The organism is Paenibacillus sp. BK720, from assembly GCF_011761545.1.
GTDB lineage: Bacteria > Bacillota > Bacilli > Paenibacillales > Paenibacillaceae > Pristimantibacillus.
Window position 1 is genome coordinate 266,938 of the sequence record NZ_JAASRQ010000006.1, and the last position, 22,460, is coordinate 289,397.

The following is a 22,460-nucleotide window of genomic DNA, read 5'->3' on the forward strand; positions in this document are numbered from 1 at the left end:
TTCCAATCTTTTGTTTATTTTTATTTCCATGCCTTACTATTCCCCAAATTAAAATTTCATACGGCCGCCCTTCCGATTTAAAAAATTAAAGAGTTTATCGTGAAAATTAAACATGTTGCGCCAACCCTGACTTTTCTCCGGGACCCGTGTTATATAATGATGTCGCTTTCATTACACAATTGAACGGGGGTCTTGGCATGCTGAACGACAACTATATTTCATTCAGTTATCACGAAGGCCATTTTCCGCTTTCCCTTGACGGGAAGGGGGCCGATATTTACGTATCCGGGCAAGATTACGCTGGCGTTATTCGGGCAGTGTCCGACTTGCAGAAGGATATTTACAAAGTCACGCAAACCAAGCCGCAAATCATTCATCAGGCAGAAGACCTGAAGAGCATCACGGTTATCATAGGTACAATCGGGCATTCCGCCCTGATCGACACGCTTATTGCGGAAGGAAAGCTTGAAGCGGCCGACTTGACGGGCAAATGGGAGTCCTTCGCACTGCAGACGGTCGCCAATCCGCTGCCGGGCGTGGACGAAGCGCTTGTCGTCGCGGGCAGCGACAAACGCGGCACGATCTACGGCATTTACGACATTTGCGAGCGGATTGGCATATCGCCCTGGTACTACTGGGCTGATGTTCCGGTCCGCAAACGAACGGCCTTAATGTTCCGTAACGGCCTCTATAAACAAGGCGAGCCATCCGTCAAATACAGAGGCATTTTCTTGAATGACGAAGGACCTTCTCTTATGGCCTGGGTCCGGGAGAACTTCGGGGACTTCAACCATAAGTTTTATGAAAACGTATTCGAGCTGCTCCTTCGTCTCAAGGCGAACTATCTGTGGCCGGCCATGTGGGACAATACCTTCTACGAAGATGACGAGCTAAATCCCGCGGTTGCGGATATGTTCGGCATAGTTATCAGCACGTCCCACCACGAGCCGATGCAGCGTCCGCATGGCGACTGGAAGAAGCATAAGCAAGGACCGTGGGATTACTCGGTTAATGAAGAAGTGCTCTGCAAATTCTGGGAGGAGGGCATTCGCCGAAGCGCGAGCTACGAGAATGTCATTTCGCTTGGAATGAAGGGAGACGGCGACGAAGCAATGGGTGGTCAACTCTCGTTCCGGGAGAAAATAGAACTGCTTCAGCGGATCGTCCAGGACCAGCGCCGCATTATAGGCCGACAGATGAAGACTGATCCGGCGGAAGTGCCTCAGCTATGGGCATTGTACAAAGAGGTTCAGGACTATTACGAGAACGGCATGCGCGTGCCGGACGACATCACGCTCTTGTGGTCCGACGACAATCACGGCAACCTGCGGAGAGTGCCAACCGAAGAAGAGCGGAGCCGTTCCGGAGGGGCGGGCATCTATTACCATCTTGATTACGTGGGCGGTCCGCGCTCTTATAAGTGGGTTAATACGGTACCGCTTGAGAAAATTTGGGAGCAGATGCACAAAGCCTACGAATACGGCGCAAACCGGATTTGGATACTGAATGTCGGAGATCTGAAGCCGGTGGAATGCCAGCTGGAGTTCTTCCTGCGGATGGCTTGGAACATGGACGAATGGAGCAAGGACAATATCAGGGACTACAGCATCCGTTGGGCGGAGCAGCAATTCGGCTCCATCTACGCGGAAGAGGCCGCCCTTATCATTAACCGGTATTCCAAATGGAACGGCAGGCTGAAGCCGGAGCTGCTGAACGCTGTCCCGCTTTACAGCTCCTTTCATTACAAGGAAGCGGACAACCTTCTGACCGAGCTGCACGACACCGTCAAGCTGGCCGAACAGGTGCATCAAGACATTCACGCCGCCGCAAAGGACGCTTTTTTCCAGACGGTCCTTTATCCCGCCAAAGCGTCTGCCCAGGTATTGGAGATGCATATCCGCGTGGCGAGAAGCAAGCTGTACGCTGCCCAGGGACGGGCTTCCGCCAACGTGGAGGCCAAGCTTGCCAAGCAGCTTTTCGAGGCTGACGCCGCGCTATCCTATGCTTATAATCACGAGATCGCGGACGGTAAATGGAACCATATGATGGATCAGCTTCATATCGGCTATACGTACTGGAATCAGCCCGAGGAGCACCTTATGCCGGAGGTTGGAACGGTCAAGCTGACCAGCGAAAATTCCGGGTTAGGCGTCGCTGTCGAAGGCTCCGAACTGGCATGGCCGCGCGATCCGCAGCTTCCTGCCCTGTCCTTCGACACGTATACGAGGGAGAGCCGCTATATCGATCTGTTCAACCGGGGAACGGACGCTTTTACCTTCTGCGCAAGGGCCGATCAGCCTTGGATCAAGCTAAGCCGCACGACGGGCTGCGTTGAAGTTGAAGAACGTCTTTGGATAGAGATCGATTGGAACGAGGTTCCCCAGAGCGATAAACTTACCGGAAGCATCACCTTAATTGATCTGCTGACCAGCAAAGCCTTCACCGTCATGATTCACCTCATGAATCCGGCATCGCCTTCCCGCGAAGCCTTAACCGGATTTATGGAAACCAACGGGTATATCTCGATAGAGGCGGAGCATTACAGCGCGAGCAACGAAGCCGGCGGAGCAAGCTGGCAGGTCATTCCGAATTACGGCAGAACCCTGTCTTCCATGGCTGTGTTTCCGGTAACCGTCCCTTCGGTCGCCGCACCTGCGCCGGGCGAATCGCCTTGCCTCGAATACAAGGTATACCTGACAACGCCGGGGGAGCTTACCGTATACGCGCTTATTGCTCCAACCATCGACTTTATACCGGGACAAGGCCTGCGTCTTGGCGTTTCGTTTGACGATCAACCCATTCAGGTGGCAAGTGCGATAGGACTGACCAAGGATGGCGGCTACTCGGAGTCCGATTGGGAGCAAAGCGTCATTCTGAATATCCGCTCGGTCGCAACGAAGCATACAATCCCGGAGACCGGCTATCATACGCTAAAAATATGGATGGTCGATCCCATCGTCGTCCTGCAAAAAATCATGATCGACACCGGCGGCTTAAAGCCGAGCTATCTCGGCCCGCCGGAAAGCTACCGGGGGAACCTTTCGTAACAGCAAACCCTCTCCGCTAGCCGGAGAGGGTTTTTGTCATGCATATCGCAATTGAGGCCTTCAAGACACAAACTTGACGTCGGCCACCTTGCCGCTCTCCACAAAGCCGATATTCCGGTACACCTTGTTGGAATCGGGATTGGTCAGATCCGCGTACAGCATCGGCAGCCGGTTTTCCCGTACGATCAGGCCGCAGCAGGCGGCAACCGCCGCGCTTGCATACCCTTGCTTCCGCAGCTCCAGCGGCGTGTAAACGTAATTAATGCGGGCATGGCGCGGAGAGCGGTGAGCGATATGCGCCATGGAAACGGGATGACGATCAACGATCCATATGTATAAATTGCCTGTTGCAATCGTATTCTCCGCCGCGGGCAGTTGGCTTGCCGGATGAACCTTGTAGCCATACGCGCTTTCCGCAAAGCCCGCCATAAAATCCGCGATCAGCGGAGCATCCGAGGAGACGGCTGAACGCAGCTCCCCCTTCACCGCCGCCGGGTAGCAAATGTCCGGACAATAATATGCTTCCATTCCCATCTTATACTCGGGGCGTACGCGGTAACGGGCCGCGTAAAGCTCCGCAAAGAGCTTGGCATGCCTAGGCTCTGCCGTAATTCCGCGAAGCGAATGCCCGGTAAGCTTCACAAGAGCTTTGAGTAGAAGGACTCTCTCTTCTTCAGGAAGCGCCTCGTGTACCCACAGCCACGCATTATGACCGGGCGAACCGGCAAAAATCGCGGAGCCGCCCGAGGCTCTGTAGATTACCGACTGGCTCATTTCGCATATCCGGTGCAGTAAATTCATCTTTACCTCATCGGGCACAAATAATGGCGATCTCAAAGCTTCCATAGCCTGCTCGCCAGGCAGCAATCTTTCCCACATCGCGATTTCTCCTTTCCTGAATCGAAAGAAATTCCTCTCAGTCTATATGTAACTGATATTATTCGTCAAACCTGCAAAAAGCCCTGCTCGATTGAGCAGGGCTTCCGCTTCATTTTTAGGCGTGAACAGGCTCGGGACGTTTCAGTTGGAGCGGCGGCGGAATTAACCAACCTTTCTTTTTGGACATCTCCAGTACGCGTAAGCCCAAAGCTGCCTTCGTCATATGGTATTTGCCAAACAAGGCGCCGATATCTTCTCTGATAGAGATACCCATTGCCTGACTGCATGCCGCGAGACCCGCTGATAAACTGCTAGCTACACCGAATGCGATTTCGTTATCCGCAAATCTTGCTCCGGCAGGAATATCTTCCAGCTTAACCGGCGGTCTTTCCGGCATGGTCGGGGCAGGAGTTATTCCATTATGGGTAAGCAAAGCGTCCAATTCCTCCGTTTCCAGTCTTGCCTGATCGATAAGGTCTTCCAAAAGCTTTTTCAGATCTTTATCACCGGCATGGTTCAAATAAGCCTGACAGCAGGAAACGGCGTTTTTGGCTACCATAGACGCCTGCCATACGGCGTACACCTCTCCGTAATGCATCGGCTCGTCTTTTGGATTACCACTTAAAATACCCATTATATCGCTCCTTTTTTCGCGAATCGTTTGTATTGTCCAACAAATAACCCCCTGTCAGACAGGGGGTCTGTGTCTTTGCCTTAATAATCCGGTTTTATTTAGGTGCGTTCCCGGTCACGGCTTCTAAGACCGAACAATCCGGCCAAACCAATCAGACCAAGCCAGCCCCAGTCGTAATCCCGGTCATTCGTGTTGGCTAAAGTGCGGTAATTGCCGTTTGTTAAAGCATTTGTACCTGTACCAGTGCCTGTCGTGCTTGTTGTGCTGTAGCTGTTCATGCGGTTCGATGTGCCGATAAAGCTGTTGCGGTTAGTATTGTAGCCATTGTTGGTGCTATAAGTGCCGTAGCCGTTCATTCCGTTCATTGTTCCGTTGTAATTGTTAGTACGGCTCGGTGTTGTGCTGTTGCCATCCGTTCCGTAAGTGCCGTAAGTCGTGGCACCGTAATGCGTGCTGCGGAAGTTATCCGTTGCAACCTCATCTTTGGCGGAAGCGGCGAAGGTTGGTACAGAAGCGGCAGACATCAGAATTGTTGCGGCACACAGCGTTGAGAACAATTTCTTTTTCATTGGCGAAGACCTCCCTCGGTTATTTGGTACATCCATAAGTGTGCTATGAGGGAGGCGCGGATATTCTGCCAGATTTTTAGCTGGGGATGAAATCCGCCTGTATCCAATCCTTTCCTGCCGAATATATTGGTTTCAAACGAAATGTGTACAAGTTGGATATTGGAGGGGACAAGATGACCAAAACCATCGTTGTAGAAATTGAATTTAACAACCGTTCCAACAGGGGTGGCGTCTACCGGATAGGGCTGACCCCTCAGTGGATTAAGTACCGGATGTCCATCTTTATGAAATATACGCTTCAAAGCCTGCTGAAGCAGACCAATCAGAACTTTCATGCCTTTATTCGCTATACCGAGCGGACGGAAGGAATCATCAAGGCCGAGCTGGCGAGGTACCCCAAGCTGCCCGCCCATATCCGTTTTGTCGCGGAAAAAAAATACGTGGAAAAGCTGCGCAAAACCGTTGGCGCAAGCTCCACTCTCTACCTGGTCCGTCTCGACTGCGATGATACGTATCACCGCACCATGATCGATCAGCTTCATAACTATAAGCCGAAGCAGGGCACTCGGGCTCTCATCAACCAGTCCGGTTATATTTACGACAGCGTCAGGCATAGGATGGCAACGGTTAGCAAAGCCTCTCCGCCGTTTTATACGTGGATTTACAAATCCGAGCAATACTTTAAAGGCTTCCGTTATAAGACGGTCGATGGGCATAGCGGAGTCGTCAAGCATAAACACGAGGTTCTGACCCAGTCCGGCAAACGAAACTACATGGTTGTCGTGCATAGCAAAAACACGCTGAATCAACGGTTGTTAAACCGACATTCCTTTATTTCCAACAAAACGAAGGTGGATGCCATTCTAAGCAAGTTTATTTAAAACTTGTCCTTCATAAATGCTAAAGCGCAAGGGAAAAGTAATACCGTCAAATGATAATGAGGCGGTGAGAACAATGGGAAGACGCAGCAGAAGATTACTTGTTCCCGAAGCAGGGGCGGCCATGCAAACGTTAAAGGCAAACGTAATGCGCCAGGAAGGCTACGCGGTGGACGAGAACAGACCGGATGACGTGAAATACGAGGTAGCCAGCGAAATGGGGATCCGGATGAATCGCAATGGCGATAACGGGAATATGAAAACCGAGGATGCAGGCCATGTCGGCGGAAAAATCGGCGGTGCGATGATCCGGGAAATGATCCGGATGGCGCAAGAAAAGCTATCACAGCGGCAGCCTTAAGCTGCCGCTTTCTTTTTGCACGGAAAGCTTAAGGCAATGCCCGCAGCGCTTTTGCCTGCCGGATATGGGCAACTCCCTCCCGGCATAGCCCGTACGGCTCCCAGGGGCAGTCGTGACAGAGCCGGCCGATATCATCCGGCTGGATGGCCGCGGCAACGCGGCCAACAAGCTCCTCCCAGCTCAGCTTGTTCCCGACCGCAAGCCCCAGCTCGCCCAATATTTCGTTGTCTTTCCGGTAAACGCTTGGGTTATGGCAATGATTCGGCTGATCGGAAGGAAACGCTGCGCAGATCATGTCCGGACCTTCCTTAATTTCGATGACGGTCTGCGGGTCGCGTCTCAGCGTTTCATAGACGGCGGTCATATTCGTGCAGAAGCCGTCCGAATACCCCTTACCCCGGTATCCAAGCAAGCAAAAAAGATGATGCCCTCTTAACGAGATGTTTGGTGGCATAAAGCGGTTACTCCTCCCCCCTATATGTTAACCCAATTTTACCACAAAGGTTAACATATGAGGAGATTTATCTATCCGGCGGTAAATCCGGTTCGTGCCGGTATTCATCAAGATCGATCGACCCATTAATGCCAATGTACACGCCTTCGGCCTCGAGCATATGCTTCTGCAGCATTCTCGATTCGTCTTCCTGGATAGCGATTTCTCCTTTTGCGTTCACAACCCGATGCCAAGGCAGCCGGTGGGCGCTGCTCAAGGAATGCAGAATCCGTACGACCTGCCTTGCCCCGCGGCTGCTTCCCGCCAATCCCGCAATCTGCCCGTAGGTCATTACTTTCCCTTCCGGAATCTGCTTTATAATATCGACCACTCTCTGCGTATACGGCTGTAACATAAGCGTTTGTCCTTTCCAAGCCCGCTCGCGGGCCGTTTTCGAGTTCCCTCTATCATACAATGAAAACGGTATGGTTTTCCTCTCACGTTCCCGCGAGCGCGGCTCGCCACCGCTAAGCGCAAAACTCCGGCCAACAGAGGGGACAGTGGCCGGAGTTTTGCGCTTTATTCAATGATTCCCGTTATAACGTCTTTCCATTGCTCCTCCGTTGCGCTGCGGTGAACCAGCCATGTCTCGCCCTTGCTGGTCTTGTGCCGTCTGATGAGTACGGAGCCTTCCGCGACCGCATCGCCCGGGAAGTTATTTTCCCGCCAGTCCAGCAGCTCGAAGAATAATCGCGGCACGGTGCGAAGGTATACGTTATCGCCGTTCTTGCGGAAAAGATCGGAGGTGACGATCAGCTTGCCTCCTGCCTGCACGAAGGCAATCAGCCGCTCCTCCAACCCGGCATCATAGATTTGATGGAGGGGAATGATTAGCGTCTCCAGCCCCTCCAGCTGGTCTGCGGTGTATACCACGTCGGTGCTGACACCCGCTTCGTAGAGATGGCGATAGACGTTGTGAACGATATAATCCGGGTAGGATATGCGGTCGGCCACCGCCAGCTGATAGCTCCAGGAGCTGTCGAAATGATAATAAAGACCAACGCTTGCGCGCTTCGTCTCCTTTAGTTCCGCCTCATCGGCATGTTTGGCCGCGTAGGCCCGAACAACCTCGTAATTACGCGATGGCTCGCCGGTTAACGTAACAAGCTCCGGCTTGCCGCCGCCCTGCTCCTGTCCCCACGGGAACGGCTTCATCTTGAACAAATAAAACCGGCTGCAGCCCCGTTCGCGGACAATCCGCATATCGCGCTCCAGCTCCGTTGTTCCCGTTCCGTATTCCATCATCCAGAACGGCTTGCCAAGCACCCCTCGGCAGGCATCCGCATAGAAAGCGATCTCATGCGGCTTATTGCTGTAGATGTCCATGCCAACCACATCCAAGCCGGCAAACAAATCGGTCCAATTCAGGTTGTCTCCCCAGCAGAACATGAAAGCATTGGTTGTTATAGGCTTCTCTCCGATATAAGGGCGAAGAGCAGCCGCCTGAAGGCGGGCGAACCGGGCCATGCTATCCGAGGAGAACCGGGCAAAGTCCAGCTCCAGGCTGGGATGATGCCACATATGCACATCCGCCCCGATGGGCGCGGGCAGCGGAATCTGGTCAAACCGTTCATACCGCTGGGACCAGAAGGCGGTTCCCCATCTTTCGTTCAGCGCCTCAACCGTACCGTAACGCTCTTCCGCCCAGCGATGGAAGGCATGCCTTGCCCCGTCGCTGAAATCGTATTTGGTCTCTCCGCCGAACTCATTATCGAGCTGCCATGCGACAACGTTGGGATGATCGCCGTAACGCTCGGCCATTCGGTTCACGATACGCAAGGCATGCAGAACATAATGATCCGAGGAATAAGAGCGGTGCTGGCGGGCGCCAAAACCAACCGCTTTCCCCTGTTTGTTAACCGGCAGGACATCCGGATGCTTCTCGACGAGCCAGACCGGCGGACAGGCCGTTGGCGTGCATAACACGACATTGATCCCGTGAGCGGCCGCGCGCTCAATGGCGACGTCCAGCCAGCCCCATTCGAATTGCCCGTCTCTCGGCTCCAGCAACGTCCAGGCAAATTCGGCGATCCGCACCGATCGGATGCCGGCAGCCGCCAGCTTGCTATAGTCGATATCCCATTGCTCCGGCTGCTCGTGCTCCGGATAATAAGCGATTCCCAGCTTCATGGCTTTAGCTCCTCCGCAGGTTCAATAGTAGTAAGCTCGCATTCGCACTCAAGCAGCCCCTCCCCGGTACAATACCGCAGCTCTCCATTTGGCAGCGTGATCTGTACCGGCACCGTGCCGGGCCGCTTCACTCGCAAACGGAATCTTCCCTCCCGAATGCTCCAGTCGATTTCTACGGCTCCGTGCGGCGTAATGACCGCACCGGCTGCGGCCTGAAGCGCCCCGATTCTTGGAGCAACCGAGATCGTCGCAAAACCCGGCGTTAACGGCTGGACGCCCAGCAGCTCGGCCGGGAATTCATGGAGAGGCAACGCGCCCCAGGCATGGCAATCGCTGCGGACCGAGACCGGATCCTCAACCCAAGAGGTCAAATGCAGGTCGACTTGAGCCTTCCAGTCCCCCCACAAAGCAAAGGTTCTGTCGTACATGCCGGTCTTCGCGAGCGCACGGAACAAATAGTAAGCCATCGCGCTGGACACCTTGGCAAGCCCTTGCGTTTCCAGCGCCCGCAGCATTAGCTGCCTCGCCTTCTCGCCGGCAACCGTATCCGTCAGCACCGCCCAGATCTGAGCATGCTGGCTAAGCGCATCCGGAGAGTCCGGGCTATCCGTAAACAGGCCCTTTTCCTCCGACCAGCAGTGCTGCCGGATAGCCTGCTGCAAAGCGGCGGCGCGGCGGCGGTATTCCTGCCCCGTATCCCGCCGACCGGTAGCTTCGTTCAGCTCGGCTGCTTTAAGCAGGGCATCGGCCGCCATCAGATTATAGACGGTATTGGGACGGGTTCTGCCGGAAGGCGGAGCACCGGCATTGCGGCGCCATTGCTCCGTCCAATCCACGAAGGACCAATAAGCCTCCGGCATTACGCCTACAAGTCCGGACTCCGGCTCCACGCGCGCTTCGAACCAGGCAAGCACCGCATCGATCGTTGGCCTATACCGGGCAGCATGGGCCAGGTCTCCCGAATACCAATAATGGTCGTGCACCATCATAATCCAAAACAGCGCAAATCCGGGGATAATCTGACGGTTAACCGACGGATAGCGGCTTTGCAGCATGCCCGTAGGCAGCAGCGAGCTGTGGAAATCGTAGATGGCTTTGCGCCCGAGACGGTCATCTCCGCTAATATAATAAGTGAATAGGGCCTGCAGCCGGCTGTCCATCTCATACTGCATCTGCTCGTAATAAGGCGTATCCTCGTACGTCTCGTGCATGCAATTTCGAAGCGTATTTAAGCTGATCGTCCACAAAGGCGACAGTGATGGATCCGAGCTGGCGAAGCTTGCTTTCGCGTCCAGCGGATAGCCGGTACGAAGATAAGTGATCCCCTCCACCATAACCGGCTCTTCGGCCGCTTCAACGGTAAGACGGACGAAGCGAAATGCCCTGCGGTGGAACGGCTCGTACTTCTCGGGCTCGCCTGCGCCGCTTCCGTATCCCGCTATCCGGTACGTGTCTTCGAAGCCGTGCAAGGACTTGCCATCGGGATCGTCCCGAACCCCTTTGTTGCGCTGTCCATTCGGAAGAGGCTCGTATTCGTAACATTCCGAGTATAGGATCGAAGCCGCAGCTCCCGCTCCGCCGCTCACCGCAAGCTGCGGAAAGCCGGCCACAAGCTCGCCCGCATGAAGCTCCAGGACAAGACGGCTGCCCGCAGCTACCTCAATTCCCAATCTCCCGCCGGGCCCCATCGGTTCGTCCAACCATATCCGGTCACCGCAATGCCCCCGAACGATTGTTGCAAACTCCCGAATTTCCTCTTTCATGAAAGGAATGGGCCGCGGCGTTAGCAGCCAGCTGCTCAAGCCGCCGTACATCTTGTCATGCGTGTCCGCTACCACCGACGCAGCCGGCCAACCCTCCGCAAAGGCGGAATCCCGCCAGCCCCGAGGCCATCCTGCGCCGTCCACGATTTCCCCGCCGCCGATAAAGAGAGTAGCCGTCTCCGGCGCCAGCTTTGCCGACTCGCCCCGGACCGGATAACAACGCCAGCCTTCGCAGCCGGTATCCAGCCTTTCGATCACCCGGCCGTCCAATCCCTGCAGGCTGCCTTCGAGCAGAAAGACTCCCCGCTCCTTGCGCCAGACGGAAGCCGGACCTTTATCCCCGGAATAATGAACGACCTGTGCCGCCAGCACGTTTGTCCCCGGACGCAAATGCGGCGTTACGTCCACCTCATCGTAATAGTGAACATTCAAATCGCCTTTGCATGGTCCGTAAGCAACCGGCTGCCCGTTCACGTACAGCCGGAAGCGGCTGTCCGCGGACACAAGAAGCTTAAGCTTTACGCCTTCGTTCGCGGGAATGCCGAAGCTTCTGCGAAACAGCACCGTTTCCATGCTTCCGTTTGCCGGGCCGCTATTATGACTTGGTTCCGCCCAGATCCATTTCGCCGTCCAAGCTCTATTCTCGTCCATCTTCTCCTCCGATTCCCGTCAGCGGGCATTCCGGTAATCTCCGGTGCTAACGCCCGTGTACGCTTTAAATCGTTTATAGAACCAATCCAGTTCGCTGAAGCCAACCTCTTGGGCTATTTCATAGACTTTTTTATCCGTATGAAGCAGCAGCTCTTTCGCCTTCTCCATCCTCACTTGCAAGACATAATCGTTAAAGGATTGATCGGTGTTCGCCTTAAACAGCTTGCCTAGATAATTGGGATTCATATAGATCGTAGCCGCCACTTCCCGCAGGGAGATCGGTCCGCCGTACTGCTCCTGGACGATCCGCTTGACCTCCGCGACGATCTTGTTCGGCCGCACCTCCTTGGTCCGCTGCATCGCATCCACGACTTCGCAGCATTTGCCTTCGGTGAAGCGAAGCAGCTCATCCATCGTCTTGATCCGCATGATCCGCTCGTAATCTCCCAAGGACGGGTCAAACAGCCGGTCGTGGCTCGCCCCCTGCTCCTTCATCATCCGGAACAGCTGGATGAAAAGCTCGAGCACCGACATTTTCGCGCGGCTCTCCGGCACTTGCTCGGTTCGGAAGCACTCCCACAGCCGGCCCAAAGCGCGGATCGTATCCGTCCGCCGGCAGCTGCGCGCCATCTCCAGCGCCTCGGCTTCCAGTGCCCGGAGCGCATCCGGTTCCCCGTCGCCTGCTTCCGCTTTCCAGCGGGGCAGCAGAACCGTTCCGGTCCCGGACAGGAATTTTCCGTCGAGCGCTTCCTCCGCCTCGCTCCAAGACTGCTTGATATCCGCCACAGAACCAACGCTCCCGCCAATCCCGACCGTTACCGACGCCTTGGCATACTTAACTGCCGAAGACAGCAGACGCTCCCCCCACTGACGGCAATCGTCCAGCCCCATCCCGCGCGCGGGACCGCCCAGCAGGACGCCGATTCGCTCCTCGGACTCCTCAAATACGTAGCCGCTGCCGTTCGTTACTTCCTCCGCAATGTTGCGGATGGCGAAACGCATCAGTTCGGTATCCCGGTCCGGCATCTCTCCGTCCGCGATAAAATCAAGCTCCAGCAGGAGGCAAGCATATCTCTCTTCCTTCGCGTGAAGTCCGAGCAGCCTCAGCTGCTCCTCCAGCTCCCGGGGGGCGATCTGCCCGTGCACCAAGCGGCGAAGCAGCTGGTCCCGGCCGGCCGACAAGCCAAGACGCTGCCGCTTCTCCAGGAGCTGCTGCTCGCGCATGCCGGCGGCAAGCTTTTTCAGCAAGGCAATCAGATCCTCTTCATCCACGGGCTTCAGCAAATATTCCTTCACCCCAAGCCTCAGCCCCTCGCGGGCGTAAGCAAAATCGTCATAGCCGCTCAAAATCACAACGGGCGTATCCGTAAACTCCTGCATGGCGGCGGCCATCTCCAGACCGTTAACCACAGGCATCCGGATATCGGTCAATACGAGGGCATACCGGTTGTCTCTCAGCATATCGAGCGCCTGCTGCCCATCCTGCGCTTCCCCCTTAACGGTAAAGCCCAGCTCCTCCCAATCAATCAGATAACGCAGCGACTGCCGCGCCACCGGTTCATCATCCACGATTAACACGTCGTACATCCGGCGCCTCCTCCTGTCCGTCTCTCGGAATGCTCATCGTTACTTCCGTCCAGGCCCCGTCCTCGCTGGTAATTTCCAGCCCGTAGGACTCCCCGAATAAATGCTTCAGCCGGTGCTGCACGTTTTGCAGGCCGATATGAGCGTCGCCCGTCAGACTGTCATCGCTGCGAAGCCGGCTCTGAATGTCCGCCAGCCGCTCGGCCGCAATTCCCAGTCCGTTATCCCGGATGATCAAGAGCAGCTCCTTGCCCCTCCGCTGTCCGCTTATCCGGATATTCGAAGGCTTCGGGCTTAGCTCGATGCCGTGGGAGATCGCATTTTCCACGATGGGCTGAATGCACAGCTTAGGCACCAGGGCATCCATCTCTTCCTCGGGCACGTCTATCTCGTAAGTAAACTTGTCGCCGAACCGGTATTGCTGAATTTGCAAATAGCTGCTGATGAAATCAAGCTCCTCCGAGAGCCGAATCGTGGGGCCGCCTTTCTTCAGCATCATGCGGAAGGACTTCGCCAGCAGGCCGATCACCTTCGCATTGTCCCGGTCCCCGGCAATAAGCAGCTTGCCCCGGATCATATTCAGCGTATTGAACAAAAAATGCGGATTAATCTGCGTCTGCAAAGCGTACAGCTCCACTTCCTTCGTCCGCAGCGCATTTTCCCTCCGGTCAAGCTCGGACTGGTACACCTCGCCGATCAGCTCGCGCAGCCTGCGGACCATAAGGTTGAACATCTCGCCAAGCTGAGCGACCTCATCGCTTCCCTTGACATCCACAAAGCTGTCGAACTTATCCCGGTTCAGCCGCTTCATCTTCACGGCCAGATCGCTCAAACGCCGCGTCAAGCTGACAGACATAACGGAGATGAGAAGCACGGAGACGGCCAGCGCGAGAGCGAATAGCAGCAGCGCGAGCGAACGGAGCTGAAGCAGCTTCGCCGACAGCTCTTCGGTCGGGACGAAAGCGATGACCTTCATGCCTTTGACGATATTGCGGGAGTTCAGCGTCTGGAACAGAATCTGGTACGATTCCTTATTGAGCGTCTGATTGAAGCTTCCGTCCATTCCGCTCATCACCTGGCCGCCAAACGGCAGCTCGCTTACGTTCCCCACCGCGTTTTCCTTATCGCTGTCGATCAGCACCGTCCCGTCGGACAACGCAAATATAACCCGTTTGTTCTTGCTCTCCAGATCAACCAGCTGGGCGAGATTCTTAAGCCGGATCTCCAGAGACACTACGCTTGGCGAGTCCCGATTCACGTTGTTCAGCCGTTTGCGGAAGCTGACGACCGGTTCTTTCTTCGGAAAAGTCAAGTAAGGATGGGTCCAGTAGCCGCCCGTGTTATTCGACATTACCTCCGTGTACCAGTCCGAATTGCGGATCCCGTTGTCAATGAGCTGGACGTTGGAGAAGAAGAAGGACGGATTATCCGTATACACGTCCACCTTCATGACATCCCGGGTCGACTGGATCGCCGAAAGGAACGGCTGGAATTGCTCCGAGTACACCTCGTAGGCCTCCAGCTGATCCGCATACCGCTGATCCAGGATCAGGTTAAGCGAGGGATTGAGAAACAGCGTATTCGCCACATCCTCGTACGAGGCCAGCCGGTTATCGAGGTTCTGGCCGATCTGCGAAAGCGATAACGTTGCGTTCTGCACGATATGCTCATGCACGAGATCGCTGCTCCGTTTGGTCAACGCGTACGTCACGGAGCCTAGCAGGAATAAGACGATGAACAGGTTGGCTAGAATGAGCTTGGTCCGGATTTTCATGCGTCTTATCCCTCTTCTCTGTCGAATTGGATGAATTAGGTTCATGAAGCAAAAGAACGTACGCCTTGGGTCAAGGCGTACGCGGTATGACGGCTTACTGCCTGCCGAAGGAGAGTTACTCCCCGATGCTCGCTTTGAATTTGGCGTTAAAGTCGGCCCACAGCTTCGTATAAGCGTCGTTCACTTCCTGCAGACCCGCTTTTTCCATCGTGGACTTCATGCCGTCCCAGCTGGTATCGAAATCGGTCGGGTTCTTCGCCATGATGAGCTTCGGCAAATATTTCTTCCAGGCCTCTTCAATCTTCTTGGCCTGCAGGTTGATGTTGTCCGGAGGCGTCACCTGCCACAGATAGCCCGGCACCACCTGCGCAGGAGGAAGGAAGTCCGCCCAGGTCTGCTTGCCGTATTTGGACAATACTTCTTTGGTCATGTCATCGTACAGGCTGAGCTGATAATCCTTGGTCAGCGGAGTGGCGTAATCGCCGTCGCTCAGCTTCGCGCCGTCGCCAACGTTGAACCAGGAGCCGCTGCCCGTGCCGTTGCTCGTAAAGCCTTCTTTGGTGCCATGGTCGGGATCGTTCTTGCGGGCCTCCAGCTCGGCCGGCAGCAGGGTCCGCTTGCCGTCCTTCACTTCGTAATGCGTGCCTTCAATGCCCCATTGCGATAAAATCTGGCCTTCGTCGGAGAACAGGTAGTCGATAAACTGGATGAACCGCTCCGGGTTTTTCGCGGACTTCGTAACCGCCCACTGCAGGCTTCCCGCGAACGTTGGAACAACCGTGTTCGATTGGTCAACCGTATCCTCCGAGAAGAATAGCGGCAGGTAAGCGTATTGACGCTCCGGATGCCCGTCTAGACGGAACTGCGTCTCGACGTTGCCCACCATCCATTTCGGCGCGTAAGCAGCTAATACGCGGCCTTGCGCAAGCTTTTTCGACAGATCGTCCTGAGAGAAAGCCTCTTTGTCGTAAAGCCCGTTCTGATAAAGCTTGTTCAGGAAGGAGTAGTATTTCTTCGCGTCCTCGGAGACCGGGTTGTATTCGACCTTGCCGGACGCATCGATCCGGAAGTTGCCGTGGTCAGGCAAGCCGGACGCGCTGATAATCGGGTTATTGTATTCGATGTTGACTTGCCAGCCCGTCATGGCGCCGGAGAAGCCGATCGTTTCCTTGCCGTCAATCTGAGGATGTTTGTCTTTGTACGCTTTGAGGATATCGTACAGCTGGTCGAGCGTCTTAATTTGCGGATAACCCGCTTCTTTCAGCACGTCATATTGGACGATGAAGTTGGCCGAGGCATCCGCCTTCGCTTCGCGGCTCTTGTTCACGCCGTAAAGAGACCAGATCTTGCCGTCTTCGTCCTTGAGGAGATTGAAGTATTCGCCGAACTTATCTTTGATGTTCGGTCCGTATTGATCGATCAGATCGTTCAGCGGGATAAGCGCTCCGCCGTCTTTGTATTTCTGGATTTCCTGCGGCCCCATCGCCATGATGTCCGGGTAGTCGCCGGAAGCGAGCCAGAGATCCTGCTTTTGCGTCTCTTCCCCTACGATCAGATCGTATTTAAAGGAAACGCCCGTTTTCTCCGTAAACATTTTCTGGATCGGCGTATCCCAAGTCAGCTTCTCGTCGGTCGTGTTCATCGTGTACGTAATCGGTTCGAGCGGAGCCTTTGTCGGCTCATTGGAAGCGCCTTCATTTGTTGCGTTGCTGGCCTTCGCATTTCCGCCGTTGCCTGATGCTTCCGTATTGCCGCCCCCGTTGTTATTGGAGGAGCAGGCTGCCACAACACCTGTGAGCATAACGGAAGCCGTCAGCAGCGTTAACCCTTTTTTCCATGTCTTGGACATATGGACACCCTCTCATCTTGTCATGATCATATCACCGGTATCGGAATTCCGACAATCCCCCTCTTGGCCGCCTATTCCTTCATGGCCGCGAAGGTCATTCCTTTCACGAAATACTTTTGCAGGAACGGGTACACCAGCAGAATCGGCAGGGTGACGATGATCGTCATTGCCGCCCGGATCGTCTCCGGATTAGTCCGTCTGGCATCCGTTGCATCGATGTGGGTATTGGCGCTCATGACCTGGTTAACGGAGCTGATCAGAATTTTCTGCAGCTCGTATTGCAGCAGATTCAGGTTCTCGTTCCTGCTCGCGTACAGATAGTTATCGAACCAGGAGTTCCAATGCTGCACGGCGATGTACAGCGTAATAGTCGATAAAACGGGCAAGCTGATCTGAAGCACGATCCGGAACAGGATTTGGAAATCCGATGCGCCGTCGATTCTGGCCGACTCCACGATCCCCTCCGGCAGCTGCTCGAAATAGCTTCGCATAATGATGACGTTAAACACTCCGATCAGCATCGGCAGAATATAGACGGCCGCATGATTCATTAGGCCGATATTCTTGACCAGCAGGTAAAAAGGAATCAAGCCGCCGTTGACGTACATCGTGATGATCAGGATAACGTTAAACGGCTTGCGGAGGAAAAACTCCTTCCTGCTTAGCGCGTAAGCCAGCATCGCCGTGCATAAAACGCCCAGCACGGTGCCAACCAAGGTCCGGATCACCGAACGGACAGCCGCGGCTGCCAGACCGTCATTGGCGAATATCGTGCCGTAGTTCTCCAACGTAAAGACGCGGGGCCAGACATAAATGGTGCCCTTCAGCGTATCGCCCGCATCGTTTAAGGAGATGGCCGCCAGATTGAGAAACGGGAATAACGTTCCGATGCCGAGCAGCAACAGCAGGATATAGTTGCAAGCACTGAAGATGACATCTCCTGTGGACCTCCTGACAAACATGTTCTCTCACCTCCTTGCAAGCCGGTCCGTTAGAATAAACGGCTGCCGGATGTTTTTCTCGCCGTGTAGTTAACCAGCAGGACAAGCACAAGACTAACAATCGATTTGAACATGCTGACCGCGACGCCGTAAGAGTAATCGCCAATGCTGGTCGAGTAATTCAAGGCGTACAGATCCAGCACCTCGGAACGGTTGATGACGACCGGATTGCCGAGGAGGAACTGGGATTCGTAACCGCTTTGGACGATCCAGCCGACGCTTAGGATAAGCAGCAGAATCGCCGTTGGCATAAGGCCCGGGATGGAAATATAGCGCATTTTCTGCCACCTTGTTGCTCCGTCGACTTCGGCCGCCTCGTAATGCTCCGGGTTAAGCCCCACGAGCACCGCAAGGTAGATGATCGTATTCCAGCCAAGCTCCTTCCAGAAGTTCGCCGCCGTATGAATCCACCAGAACAGCTTCTCTTCCCCGAGAAAATAAATCGGTTCATGAATGAACCCCAGCTTCAGCAATATCGCGTTCACAACGCCGGCGTCCGGGGACAGCAGCGTAGCGAAGATGTTCGCGATGACAACCCAGGAAACGAAATGCGGGATATAGGTTAACGTCTGAATCACCCGCTTGAAGAACACAAACCGCACTTCGTTCAGGAGCAGGGCGAGGCCAATGGCTCCGATAAAGCTTGTCACCAGATTCAGCACTCCCATGACGACGGTGTTGCGCAGCGCATTGAAGAACTGGGGATCCTGGAAGAGCAGCCTAAAGTTATCGAAGCCCGCCCATGGCGATTGCCATAGGCCAAGCGCAACCTTGTAATGCTGGAAGGCCATAATCCAGCCCCAGAGCGGGCCGAACGAGAACAGCATAACGAGAAGCACAAAAGGCGTTGACATGAGCAGCAGCTGATACTGTCTTCGAATGACGAGGCTTTTGCCCGCCTTCTTCCGAGCCGTTTGCGCAATTTCATGATTTATTAATGGTGTGGCGGGTTTGGCCATGGTAGTCTCCTTTCATGACGACTTAGACACGGGCGAAAACATAGGCGCCGAAAGCCGGAATAACAGCCGCGCCTTCCATCGCGCGGTCCGAGATCAGCTCCCGCATCGGTCCGGCAAGCTGAAGACTCCGCTCTTCTCCCGCGTGGTTAATCGCGAAGATAAACGACTGCAAGCGGTCCGCCCTTCTTGTCAGCTCTACCTCCTCCGGCGCCGATACTTCGGTAATGGGGCGAACGCTCGCGGATTCGCAAACCCGGTTCATCAGGCTGCGCATGCAGGCCGGATCAGCGCCTATGCCGAGATAATAGGCTGCGCCCTTACCGACGGCGTTGCGCGTCGCGGCCGGTGTCCCGGACATGTAATCCTCGGCGTACCAGGCGATCGCTTCCGCCTTCTCGCAGACGATGACATCGTACCAGACCGTTCCGTGCCCGACAGGCTCCCCGTCTGCCGCCGCAATCCGTCGTTTTTCCCCTTCGCGAAGCGTGCCGTAATCCGTGATGCGGATGCCGAGCAGCTCCCTGAACGCCCCGGGCAGCGTGGCATCATTCATCCGGTTGTTCCACAGCTTTGTCCCCGCGCGTATATCGAGCACAACGGTGCCGCCCGCGGCCGCATAATGCGCCAGCCTCTCGGCAACGCCCGGCTTTGCCATCATATAATGCGGCAGAACGACCAGCTTGTAGCTATCGAAGGAATGCTCATCGGAGATGACGTCAACGGGAATCCGGCTGTCGTAGAAGTACCGGTAATAGGACTGGAACTGACGGTCGTACCGGTGCTCATGGGTTTGCGGCTGAATCTCCATCGCCCATTCATTCTCATAGGACCGGATCATTGCCACTTCGGCCCCGCTGCCGAGTCCCTCCATCAGAGGCAGCAGCCGCTGCAGCTCTTTCCCCGTTCGCGCCGCTTCTTCGTAACGCCGTCCGGGTATGCCGTCATGCGGCAACAGGCCGTGCCAGAATTGCTCCGCTCCAAACAGGCAGGTTCTCCAGCGGAAATACAAGATCGCGTCCGCCCCATGGGCAACGGACTGATACGTCCATTTGCGCAGCTCGCCCGGCTTGGGCGTCGGGAACAGCATGTTGCCGCCCGGCGGACCGCTCTGATGCTCCATCATCCAGAAGCTCGCCTGCTTAAAGCCCCTGGTTGCATCCAGAGCCAATGCGGAGCTCCGCGGATCGGGCTTATCGGCAAACATCAAATTCGGGTAATTGTCCAGCGATGCGAAATCCAGCTCCTTCGACAGGTCGAAGTCGTTGATCTCGTTAAACATACCCATCATGTTGTGCGTAATCGGCTGATGCGGAGCAAGGGAGCGGATGATATTCAGCTGAAGCTGCTGGAACCGGACTGCGGAATCGGATGAGAAACGCCGGAAATCAAGCTCCATGCCGGGATTATGAAGCGGAAAGACCGTATAAGCCGGCAGCTCGATTTCGCCGAACGCGTTATAAATCTGGCTCCAGAAGACCGTTCCCCATTGCTCGTTCAGGTTGTCGATGTTCCCATACTTGGCCTCCAGCCATTGCTGGAAGGCCGTCCGGCAATTATCGCAGTAGCAGCGAGTCGTATCCGTGCAGCCAAACTCGTTATCGATCTGCCAGGCTACTACGTTATCGCAAGCGCCGTATCTTGTCGCCAGCTGCGTAACGATTGACTGAATATAAACAGGGTAATGGGGATGGTTATAGCAATAATGCCTCCGGTGCCCGAAGCCCCTGGCAACTCCCTTGTTATCCCGCATGTAGAGGTCGGGATGGCGGTCCATGAGCCATTTGGGCGGCGTAGCCGTCGGGGTGCCCAGCACGACCCGAATGCCTTCGGAAGCCAGAATGGACAAGCTTTTGTCCAGCCATTCGAAGGTATATTCGCCGGGTCTCCTCTCAAGCTTCGACCAGGCAAACTCCCCGATCCGGACGATATTGATGCCGGCCTCCCGCATCAGCTTCGCATCCAGCGGCCAGCGTTCCTCCGGCCAATGCTCCGGATAATAACAAACGCCAAATTTCATAGCTTGCAACCTCTCCGTTCTGCTAGCTTGCCTTTGCTTGCGGTCAGGCGCCTTAAGCCCCTGCCTGCTCCTATTATCTAACGGGACCGGCGGCGGCAAAACCGGGGAAGTGAGAGATGAACACCCGACAAATCAGTCTGATTTGGGCAAAAAAAAGCACCCGCCACTCGGCTGTGAACAGCCTGGTGGCGGGTGCTTGCATCCTTCTATCCCATATGAAGCCCTTCGAGAGCCGCTTCCGGCTTCTCGGCCTGCGTGTTCTCGCCGGAACTTTTCTTGCCTCTGCGGAGCAGAAGTCCTAACAGGGCACCCGCAATAGCAACAAACACCATAATGCCAAAGGTGTAGTCGAATGCATCGACCGCCAATGCGAGAAGCTGCTGCAGCTGCTCCGGACTCGCCTGCGCGGCGCCGCTTCCCGCGGTCTGATTCGCCAGCGCTTCGGGCGGCACGTTCGCTTCAACCATCAGCTTTGCAATCCTCTTCGTCAGAATCGTGACGAGCAGCGCTACCGCAAGCGAGCTGATTACCTGCTGCATGGCGCTCGTAAGCGAAGTAACCCGGCTGACCAGCTCCCGCGGCGTCTTGTTGATCAGATGGGAATTCAGCGGCATCATCATAAGCCCCATTCCCGAGCCGGCCATGATAAGCGGCAGCAGCAGATCCTCTCTTCCCGTATGAATATCGAGATTCGAGTATTGGAAGATGGCGCCCGAAACAAGGCTAAGCCCGATAACCACCAGCCAGCGGACCCCGATCCGGTCAAACAAATAACCGCCGATCGGCATCATGCAGGCCGATGCCAGCGCTTGCGGGAACAAGGTAAGGCCGGTGTCGAAGGCACCGTAGCCGCGGCCCTGCTGAAGAAACTGCGGCAGCAGGAAAATCGCTCCGAAAAGAGAGAACTGAACAATCCACTGCACCACAATGCCAAACGAGAAATCAACCGAGCGGAACACCCGAAGATCCAGCAGCGGATGCTTCGCGCGCAGCTCTACGATAATAAAGACGATTAGCGCGATGCCGCCAACGATAAGGCCGGAGAGCGTTTTGTCCGAAGTCCAGCTTTCGGCGCCTTGGTTAACGCCATAGGATAACGCCGCGAAAGCGAGCGGCCCCAGAATCATGCCGGGAATATCTAGTCCCGCAAGCTTCTTGGTCGCCAGCTTCGGCAGTTTCCATAAGCCAAACAATACGCTGATAATGCCCACGGGCAGATTGATCAGGAAGATCCAGCGCCAGGAGTGGTACTCGACGAGCCAGCCGGAGAGAATGGGGCCAATGGCAGGCGCAAGAAGAATCGGCACGCCCAGCATCCCCATGACCTGCCCCACCTTGCTCGGCGGACTCAGCCGGTAAACATACGCCATCGCGACCGGCAGCACGAATCCGCCGCCAAGCCCTTGAATAACGCGGAACGCAATGAGCGTTTGCGGGTCGTTCGGCAGCGCGCACAGGAGCGAGCCTAACGTAAAGAGGATGACCGAGGTCAGAAAAACCGTTTTGGCGCCGAACCGGTCGGACAGCCAGCCGGCAAGCGGAATGACAGCCGCTTGCGCCAGCATATAGCCCGTTACGGTCCATTGCAGAGTGGGAAGCTGCGTATGGAAATCCTCTACGAGCTTCGATAAAGCGACATTCATCGCCGTTGTATCGAGAATAACCATAAAGCAGCCGAGAATAATCGCGACAAGCGGGAGCAGGATGCTTTTCATGCTGAATTCCTGCTCCTGCGAATGATCGTTTAACCGTTGTTCCATCCGTATAACCTCCTACATGGAATACACCATTACGCCACAGGATGAGGGGACAACGGCTGCCAGTAATGGTTGTTTGCTACCCCATGTTACTGAGCAAACCAGCCTTTAGTC

At 55.3% G+C, this 22,460-nt stretch carries 17 protein-coding genes; 3 read left to right on the forward strand and 14 right to left on the reverse strand.

Annotation, left to right across the window (positions count from 1 at the left end; all coding sequences use genetic code 11):
* Positions 1-197: 197 nt before the first annotated feature.
* Positions 198-3,047: a glycosyl hydrolase 115 family protein gene (locus FHT67_RS22980; protein WP_167201426.1), complete on the forward strand. Its 2,850-nt coding sequence runs from the start codon at positions 198-200 to the stop codon at positions 3,045-3,047.
* Positions 3,048-3,107: 60 nt separating this feature from the next.
* Here the strand turns inward: FHT67_RS22980 and FHT67_RS22985 are convergent, their stop codons facing one another.
* The 3 genes from FHT67_RS22985 to FHT67_RS30150 form a co-directional block, all read right to left on the reverse strand.
* Entirely contained in the window at positions 3,108-3,926 is an 819-nt protein-coding gene (locus FHT67_RS22985) for a GNAT family N-acetyltransferase (RefSeq protein WP_167201427.1), read from the reverse strand.
* Between the two features lie 115 nt (positions 3,927-4,041).
* Complete coding sequence (locus FHT67_RS22990) at positions 4,042-4,560, reverse strand: DUF3231 family protein (protein ID WP_167201428.1); 519 nt, start codon at positions 4,558-4,560, stop codon at positions 4,042-4,044.
* Between the two features lie 98 nt (positions 4,561-4,658).
* A complete protein-coding gene (locus tag FHT67_RS30150; protein WP_132308529.1) occupies positions 4,659-5,129 on the reverse strand; it encodes a WGxxGxxG family protein in 471 nt (156 codons plus the stop codon).
* 173 nt (positions 5,130-5,302) lie between these two features.
* Here FHT67_RS30150 and FHT67_RS23000 point away from each other — a divergent pair, with 173 nt between their 5' ends.
* Positions 5,303-6,010 carry a glycosyltransferase gene (locus FHT67_RS23000; protein WP_167201429.1) on the forward strand — a complete coding sequence of 236 codons (708 nt, stop codon included), beginning with the start codon at positions 5,303-5,305 and terminating at the stop codon, positions 6,008-6,010.
* Positions 6,011-6,083: 73 nt separating this feature from the next.
* Positions 6,084-6,368, forward strand: coding sequence for an alpha/beta-type small acid-soluble spore protein (locus FHT67_RS23005; RefSeq protein ID WP_132308525.1), 285 nt, complete (start codon positions 6,084-6,086; stop codon positions 6,366-6,368).
* A gap of 28 nt (positions 6,369-6,396) precedes the next feature.
* Here the strand turns inward: FHT67_RS23005 and FHT67_RS23010 are convergent, their stop codons facing one another.
* The 11 genes from FHT67_RS23010 to FHT67_RS23060 form a co-directional block, all read right to left on the reverse strand.
* The gene (locus FHT67_RS23010; RefSeq protein ID WP_167201430.1) at positions 6,397-6,822 is read right to left on the reverse strand and encodes a DUF1284 domain-containing protein; all 426 of its coding nucleotides are present in this window, start codon (positions 6,820-6,822) and stop codon (positions 6,397-6,399) included.
* 67 nt (positions 6,823-6,889) lie between these two features.
* A complete protein-coding gene (locus FHT67_RS23015; RefSeq protein WP_132308955.1) occupies positions 6,890-7,216 on the reverse strand; it encodes an MGMT family protein in 327 nt (108 codons plus the stop codon).
* A gap of 164 nt (positions 7,217-7,380) precedes the next feature.
* Complete coding sequence (locus FHT67_RS23020) at positions 7,381-8,991, reverse strand: beta-galactosidase (RefSeq protein WP_167201431.1); 1,611 nt, start codon at positions 8,989-8,991, stop codon at positions 7,381-7,383.
* Positions 8,988-11,405 carry an alpha-L-rhamnosidase-related protein gene (locus FHT67_RS23025; RefSeq protein ID WP_167201432.1) on the reverse strand — a complete coding sequence of 806 codons (2,418 nt, stop codon included), beginning with the start codon at positions 11,403-11,405 and terminating at the stop codon, positions 8,988-8,990. The genes FHT67_RS23020 and FHT67_RS23025 overlap by 4 nt, the downstream gene beginning before the upstream one ends.
* 18 nt (positions 11,406-11,423) lie before the next feature.
* Positions 11,424-12,992, reverse strand: coding sequence for a response regulator transcription factor (locus FHT67_RS23030; protein ID WP_167201433.1), 1,569 nt, complete (start codon positions 12,990-12,992; stop codon positions 11,424-11,426).
* The gene (locus tag FHT67_RS23035) at positions 12,967-14,763 is read right to left on the reverse strand and encodes a sensor histidine kinase (protein ID WP_165930697.1); all 1,797 of its coding nucleotides are present in this window, start codon (positions 14,761-14,763) and stop codon (positions 12,967-12,969) included. Before FHT67_RS23035 ends, FHT67_RS23030 begins: the two co-directional genes overlap by 26 nt.
* Before the next feature lie 115 nt (positions 14,764-14,878).
* Positions 14,879-16,612, reverse strand: coding sequence for an extracellular solute-binding protein (locus FHT67_RS23040; RefSeq protein ID WP_167201434.1), 1,734 nt, complete (start codon positions 16,610-16,612; stop codon positions 14,879-14,881).
* A 71-nt stretch (positions 16,613-16,683) separates the two neighbouring features.
* Positions 16,684-17,574 carry a carbohydrate ABC transporter permease gene (locus FHT67_RS23045; RefSeq protein WP_132308511.1) on the reverse strand — a complete coding sequence of 297 codons (891 nt, stop codon included), beginning with the start codon at positions 17,572-17,574 and terminating at the stop codon, positions 16,684-16,686.
* 29 nt (positions 17,575-17,603) lie between these two features.
* Positions 17,604-18,572 carry an ABC transporter permease gene (locus FHT67_RS23050; protein WP_167201435.1) on the reverse strand — a complete coding sequence of 323 codons (969 nt, stop codon included), beginning with the start codon at positions 18,570-18,572 and terminating at the stop codon, positions 17,604-17,606.
* A gap of 22 nt (positions 18,573-18,594) precedes the next feature.
* Complete coding sequence (locus tag FHT67_RS23055) at positions 18,595-20,589, reverse strand: beta-galactosidase (protein ID WP_167201436.1); 1,995 nt, start codon at positions 20,587-20,589, stop codon at positions 18,595-18,597.
* Between the two features lie 206 nt (positions 20,590-20,795).
* On the reverse strand, positions 20,796-22,349 hold the full coding sequence (locus FHT67_RS23060; RefSeq protein ID WP_132308505.1) for a DHA2 family efflux MFS transporter permease subunit: 1,554 nt from the start codon (positions 22,347-22,349) through the stop codon (positions 20,796-20,798).
* Positions 22,350-22,460: the final 111 nt, after the last annotated feature.

What these genes read in the sequence shown, in the direction of transcription:
- FHT67_RS22980 (WP_167201426.1), top strand. Translation starts at nt 198, where the DNA reads ATGCTGAACGACAACTATATTTCATTCAGTTATCACGAAGGCCATTTT.
- FHT67_RS22985 (WP_167201427.1), bottom strand. Translation starts at nt 3,926, where the DNA reads ATGTGGGAAAGATTGCTGCCTGGCGAGCAGGCTATGGAAGCTTTGAGA.
- FHT67_RS23030 (WP_167201433.1), bottom strand. Translation starts at nt 12,992, where the DNA reads ATGTACGACGTGTTAATCGTGGATGATGAACCGGTGGCGCGGCAGTCG.
- FHT67_RS23010 (WP_167201430.1), bottom strand. Translation starts at nt 6,822, where the DNA reads ATGCCACCAAACATCTCGTTAAGAGGGCATCATCTTTTTTGCTTGCTT.
- FHT67_RS23060 (WP_132308505.1), bottom strand. Translation starts at nt 22,349, where the DNA reads ATGGAACAACGGTTAAACGATCATTCGCAGGAGCAGGAATTCAGCATG.
- FHT67_RS23045 (WP_132308511.1), bottom strand. Translation starts at nt 17,574, where the DNA reads ATGTTTGTCAGGAGGTCCACAGGAGATGTCATCTTCAGTGCTTGCAAC.
- FHT67_RS23040 (WP_167201434.1), bottom strand. Translation starts at nt 16,612, where the DNA reads ATGTCCAAGACATGGAAAAAAGGGTTAACGCTGCTGACGGCTTCCGTT.
- FHT67_RS23055 (WP_167201436.1), bottom strand. Translation starts at nt 20,589, where the DNA reads ATGAAATTTGGCGTTTGTTATTATCCGGAGCATTGGCCGGAGGAACGC.
- FHT67_RS23050 (WP_167201435.1), bottom strand. Translation starts at nt 18,572, where the DNA reads ATGGCCAAACCCGCCACACCATTAATAAATCATGAAATTGCGCAAACG.
- FHT67_RS23015 (WP_132308955.1), bottom strand. Translation starts at nt 7,216, where the DNA reads ATGTTACAGCCGTATACGCAGAGAGTGGTCGATATTATAAAGCAGATT.
- FHT67_RS22990 (WP_167201428.1), bottom strand. Translation starts at nt 4,560, where the DNA reads ATGGGTATTTTAAGTGGTAATCCAAAAGACGAGCCGATGCATTACGGA.
- FHT67_RS23035 (WP_165930697.1), bottom strand. Translation starts at nt 14,763, where the DNA reads ATGAAAATCCGGACCAAGCTCATTCTAGCCAACCTGTTCATCGTCTTA.
- FHT67_RS23000 (WP_167201429.1), top strand. Translation starts at nt 5,303, where the DNA reads ATGACCAAAACCATCGTTGTAGAAATTGAATTTAACAACCGTTCCAAC.
- FHT67_RS23005 (WP_132308525.1), top strand. Translation starts at nt 6,084, where the DNA reads ATGGGAAGACGCAGCAGAAGATTACTTGTTCCCGAAGCAGGGGCGGCC.
- FHT67_RS23025 (WP_167201432.1), bottom strand. Translation starts at nt 11,405, where the DNA reads ATGGACGAGAATAGAGCTTGGACGGCGAAATGGATCTGGGCGGAACCA.
- FHT67_RS23020 (WP_167201431.1), bottom strand. Translation starts at nt 8,991, where the DNA reads ATGAAGCTGGGAATCGCTTATTATCCGGAGCACGAGCAGCCGGAGCAA.
- FHT67_RS30150 (WP_132308529.1), bottom strand. Translation starts at nt 5,129, where the DNA reads ATGAAAAAGAAATTGTTCTCAACGCTGTGTGCCGCAACAATTCTGATG.